We start from the raw sequence: 5548 nt of genomic DNA on the forward strand, positions 1-5548 counted from the left end.
AACCATATTCTTTCTATATCAGCAACGGGAAGGTTCGCTGTTTTCTTTAACGTTTCCTCGTACTCGTTTTGCTCATTTGAATCCAGGGCTCTTCACCTTTAGTACTTCTTTGTTAACGAGTGTTGGTGGTACTTCTCCGTTGAGGAATGCAATTAGGTTTTCTGCGACTAGAGTTGCCATTCTGGTTCTGGTTTTATGGGTAGCACTACCTATATGGGGTGCAAGTACAACATTGCCTAGTTTCGTCAATGGGTGATCAGGCGGTAGGGGTTCTTCTTCATGGACGTCGAGCCCTGCTCCTGCTATCCATTTCTCCGATAATGCCTTCGCTAGCGCATAGGTGTCTATCACTTTGCCCCTGCTGGTATTAACAAGGATAGCTGTTGGCTTCATTTTCTTGAGTTTATTTTCGCCTATTAAGTGATAAGTCTCCTTAGTTAATGGTGTATGTATGGTGACTACATCACTTTCCCTGAGGAGAGTATCCAAGTCGACGTATGTTGTGCAGAGGCTTCTCTCGACTTCTCCTGGAAGCCTGTACTTATCATAATACAGCACCCTCATGTCGAATCCCCTAGCTCTCTTCGCAACCGCTCTGCCTATCCTTCCCATACCGATGACTCCTAGTGTGGCTCCATGTATCTCTAGTCCTAGCATCATCATAGGATGCCAGCCAGTCCTACTTTTATACCATTTTCCACCTCGTACAAATTTATCAGATTCAACTATCCTTCTCGCTGTAGCTAAGATTAATGCCCAAGTTAAATCGGCAGTAGCATCCGTTAATACGCCAGGAGTATTCGTCACATATACCCCGTTTTTTGTTGCACAACCAATATCAATGTTATCGAATCCCACAGCATACTGGCTAATGATTCTCAGCTTGTTTCTCACTCCAGTTTCAATTAAATTGCAGTCTATTTTGTCTGTGAGTAATGTTACTAAAGCATCTGCTTGTTTTGCTTTCTCCAAGACTACTTCATAAGGAGGAGCTGTGTACTCACCCCACACATCTATGTCGAAGTGTTGTTTTATCATCTCAAGGCCTTTGCTAGGTATTTCTCTTGATATGAAAACCCTCGGACGCATAGTTTGTTACCTCCCAATATCGAATAAATTCGAACCGTTTAGATAAGATTGTTTGTTGCCGGTTATTAATGTCACCAGACAACAAGGCAAAAGTTGGTGTTGATGCCTATGAATTGCATGGAAGCTATGGACAAGCTAGTTATGAGAGATAAGGAGGATTGCATTCTAAGGATTCAGGTATACCCGTCTTCAAAGAAAGAAGAGATACTGTTCGCTAGTGATTCTATAATAGTCCGAGTAACATCACCTCCTAGAGGCGGCCGAGCAAATGAGGATGTTGTCAAGCTATTTAAGAAGAAGATGAAAGTAAAAGCCAAAATAGAATCAGGGTTCAAGTCCAGGGATAAAATGTTGAGGGTATACAATGTCGATTGCAAAGACTTGGCTGGGAAAATCTGTGGGGTGTAAATAATGGATCCTTATTACAAGTTCATTGATATAATCACTAGCATATTATCTGAAGTCACGAATACTGGGAAGAATGAACTTGTCAAACTTTTGCGAACGAGTAGCGGGGGAAAATATGGGGATCTCAGTTTTCCCCTAATCCGGTACGCTAAGAAACTAGGTGTTAGTACAAATGAATTATTCTCAAAGGTAGAGTCTAGAGTTACAGGCAATGAGGAATTGTCTATTTACATGTTAAGTGTATCACTTGAGAATGGCTACCTGAATATAATTCTGGATGAAACCGGTTTATCCCAAGCATATTTCAGTAAGGTGAAAGAGAATGCAATAACTATACCACAAACACCCGATAGGAAAACTATTGTAATTGAGCACACAAGCGCCAATCCTGTTCACCCTCTCCACATGGGACATGCTAGAAATAGCAGTCTAGGAGATACGCTTGCAAGACTCTTGGAGGCTCGAGGACACCTTGTTAACACTAGATTCTATATTGATGATGTGGGGCGTCAATCTGCTGTTGCTGCATTAGGAGTCAAACTTGTAGGCTTAAGTGTAAGGGATCTAGCAAGGGAATATGGGCTTAAGCCAGACTGGGTTATTGGATACGTCTATAGCATAACTCACTTATTGTTAGATATCTATGATCTGACTAAAAAGATCAATGAAGCTGAAGGAGACGAGGCGGAAAAAGATCTTATTAGTAAACGTGACGACCTTTTGATAAATCTGTCTAAGGTACTTGATAACGCTCCCGAAGGTTTGGGAGATAAACTTCTAGAAGCATTCGAGGAGTTGAAAGAGAAAAAAGATCCCTTTGAAGAATTGAAAGACATTATGTATTCCTATGAGAACAAGGCAGATGAAAAAACTGTCCAGCTTGTAAGAGATAGTGTGGAAGCTAGTTTGGAAGGTTTCAAGGAAACGCTAGATTTAATGGATGTAGGCTTCGATAGTTGGGACTGGGAGAGCGATGTTGTTTGGAGTGGTTTAGTATGGAAAATCATCGAAGAAGCTAAGGGAAGCCCCTATGCAACCATCTATAAAGAAGCACTCGCACTGGATTTAAGGGAAGCGGCTTCATCCCAGGAAGTAATCCAACACATTGAGTTACCAAGAACTCTTGAAATACCCCCTCTTATACTAGCCAGAAGCGACGGAACCACATTGTATACAACCCGTGACATCGCATACACTATATATAAATACAGGGAAACAAGAGCAGACAACGTTATCAACGTCATAGGAGCCGACCAGAAACTGCCTCAAATCCAAATAAGACTAGCACTATATACCCTCGGATACGAGAAGGAAGCATTAAACACTACCCATTACTCATACGAAATAGTCAGGCTCCCAGGGGAAAGGATGTCCGGGAGAAAAGGAAGACTCCTAGGTCTAGACACGGTTCTACAGGAAACATATGGGAAAGCCTTAAGTGAAGTAGAAAAGAGGAATCCAGGACTAGATGAGAATGAGAAAGAGAATATTGCGTGGAAAATAGCTGTAGGAGCAGTAAGGTACTCTATGACATCTATAAACGCGATGAGGCCCATAATCTACTCCGTGGACAGGGCGACAAGCTTCGAGGGCAACAGTGGCCCATACATACAGTACACATATGCGAGAGCAAACGGTATACTTAGAAAACAAGGGGAAATAGATTGGAGCAACATTACCTACAATACGGCTAAGAACCCAGTAATAAGAAACCTCTTACTGGCAACTATACGCCTACCATATTTCGCCGCTAAAGCTGCAGACGACCTGAAACCAGAATTGCTGTCAAACTATTTGGTGGAACTGGCAGACGTATTCAATAGCTGGTACCAAAGGGACAGCGTCCTCCAAGAGAAAGATTATGGTGTAAAAATGTATAAAGCAGCTCTAACGCTACTTGTAAAGGAAATGCTAGGACTAGGAATGAAGCTAATAGGAATCCCATTAACCCCTAGGATGTAAACTTACACTAGCATCCGCTTAACGGTGTATGAAAGTGGTGTGAAGCCTTGCAGAAATGGAGGCCCCCAAAGAGGTTCCTAAAAGATACTGGGGAAATCACAGGGGGCCTCCTTGCAGCCAACCTGGGGGACATAGTAAACATTACTATTATGGCTATATTCCTTGTATTCTTTAAAAACCACCCGGAAGCTCTAGCGGTTCTACCCGGACTAGCAAATATGCGGGGAAGCATATATACAAGCCTAGCATCACGAGTATCTACAAACCTTCATCTAGGAATTTACGAGGCAAAGTATAGTAACGTAGCAAGGAATGAATGGAGCCATGGTATAACACTTAGTTTCACTAACTCCCTAATCGTAGGATTCCTCGCCGGACTCTTCAGTGGAATAAGCATCCCTCTAACAATAGCAATAAGCATAACCTCCACAGCAATATCCTGGATCGTAATGATGCCTGGTACAGTATTTCTCAGCGTTCTATTCTTCAAAAAGGGAGTTGACCCAGACAGAGTATCTGCACCAGTAATAACGGTACTAGGGGATGGGATAACAATCCCTAGCCTGGCTGCAGCAACAATAGGAGCCATATGGATAGTCATGCATCCACTTATTTTAACGCTTCTAATAAGCAGCACACTCACATTAGTAACAGTTGTCCTAACAATCAATAAAAAATCAAGGTCTATCTTCATACAGACTATGAGTAGCTTACTCATAGTCTCCATAATAGAGTCAATAACAGGTGCAATACTTGCAAGATGGTCAGCCAGAATCCTAGAGAAGAAAGGCCTCATGCCGTTATATCCGAGTTTCCTAGAAGATGTGGGGGCAGTAGCAGCAGTAGTAGCAGCGAAAACAAGCACAATGGCCTACCTGGGAACCGCTGGAAAGAAATCATATGAATTCACCGTTGAAGAACTCATACTACTGTTACAGGCGCATATAGCAATGTTCCCCACAATGATTATACTCCCAATAATAAACAAAGCATACAGTACAACACCTCTCCTATCTATGACTGCAACCTTATTCACCGGAGGATTAATAGTAGCAATAATAGGTAGTATACTCTCAAGCATACTAGTCAAGGCGACATACGAGAAAGAAGTAGACCCTGACAATACTATTCTACCACTAACTACAGGCATAACAGATCTAGCTGGAACGATAATCCTACCCATAATCGCCCTAGCTATAATATAATGAAACCTAAGGACTATGCCCTACACACTTACGAGTTAGGCTTACCATATCCTCATTACATTCGACTAACTTTTCATAGGATAAGATAATAGGATCAAGGCCTTGTTTCCAGAGGTAAAAATTATACTTGAATTTACCCTCTCTTTCATCATAGTAATATATGTATCTCCCAACTACATCTGCAATCCTTGAATAATACATGTACTCCATACCACTGTTATCTGCATGAGCAGCTAAGTTATCTGCATGAGCAACTAAATTGAAGATCAACATTCCCCTAATTTTCAAGTGAAGCATGAGATTCATTAACAGGTCAAAATGGCTTCTATCTTCTAGAGTTACTGAGTCAAGCCCCAAGAAAACCACTATTTCAGGTTTAATATTCCCAATTATGTAAAGCAACCTATTGTACAGCTCCTCCAAACTAAATGCTGAAGGATTAAAACTAAGATACTTAACCCGCCTTTCTATATACTGTTTAAACTCACCTTCCCTTAATTCTTTACAAGCTTTTTTGACGAGTTCATTGAAAATAATCTCTTTAATCTGCGATGGAGGGGTTCTAAAAGTGATAAAAAGCAGTTTTGCATCATTCAAAAAACCAGTGAGAAATGTAAAGCCCAAGATTCTAGGAGGTCTGGCATCAGGGGGATAAGAAATATAGATACTTGTTCCTCCAAACAATCCATCCAGATATCTATTTACTACATTACAGGGCATTTTGAATGTCCGGGATTCTTCTAGTGGTGGTATTGTTTCTAGGCTGGGTGGGGCCCAGACGCGTAGGCCTTTCTCTGTTATCGCGAAGGGTACTCTGGCTATGGTCAGTGGTGACCCCCTGGACTTCCTTATCAGTATCTCCCTCACCAGCCTGTTCTTCTCCA

At 41.7% G+C, this 5548-nt stretch carries 5 protein-coding genes; 3 read left to right on the forward strand and 2 right to left on the reverse strand.

Annotated elements, in window-relative coordinates:
* Positions 1 to 72: 72 nt before the first annotated feature.
* Entirely contained in the window at positions 73 to 1089 is a 1017-nt protein-coding gene (locus F7B60_02740) for a D-glycerate dehydrogenase (GenBank protein ID MCE4614434.1), read from the reverse strand.
* Positions 1090 to 1197: 108 nt separating this feature from the next.
* Between F7B60_02740 and F7B60_02745 the strand changes: the two genes are divergently transcribed.
* The 3 genes from F7B60_02745 to F7B60_02755 are packed head-to-tail and all read left to right on the forward strand — an operon-like array spanning position 1198 to position 4664.
* Positions 1198 to 1497: a DUF167 family protein gene (locus F7B60_02745; protein MCE4614435.1), complete on the forward strand. Its 300-nt coding sequence runs from the start codon at positions 1198 to 1200 to the stop codon at positions 1495 to 1497.
* 3 nt (positions 1498 to 1500) lie between these two features.
* Positions 1501 to 3459 (forward strand): arginine--tRNA ligase, encoded by a 1959-nt coding sequence (locus tag F7B60_02750; protein MCE4614436.1) that lies wholly within the window; start codon positions 1501 to 1503, stop codon positions 3457 to 3459.
* Positions 3460 to 3506: 47 nt separating this feature from the next.
* The gene (locus F7B60_02755; GenBank protein MCE4614437.1) at positions 3507 to 4664 is read left to right on the forward strand and encodes a magnesium transporter; all 1158 of its coding nucleotides are present in this window, start codon (positions 3507 to 3509) and stop codon (positions 4662 to 4664) included.
* A 6-nt stretch (positions 4665 to 4670) separates the two neighbouring features.
* Here F7B60_02755 and F7B60_02760 read toward each other — a convergent pair.
* On the reverse strand, positions 4671 to 5548 hold an 878-nt coding region (locus tag F7B60_02760; protein ID MCE4614438.1), incomplete at its 5' end, for a hypothetical protein.

Source organism: Candidatus Tiamatella incendiivivens, from assembly GCA_015522635.1.
Taxonomy (GTDB): domain Archaea; phylum Thermoproteota; class Thermoprotei_A; order Sulfolobales; family Acidilobaceae; genus Tiamatella; species Tiamatella incendiivivens.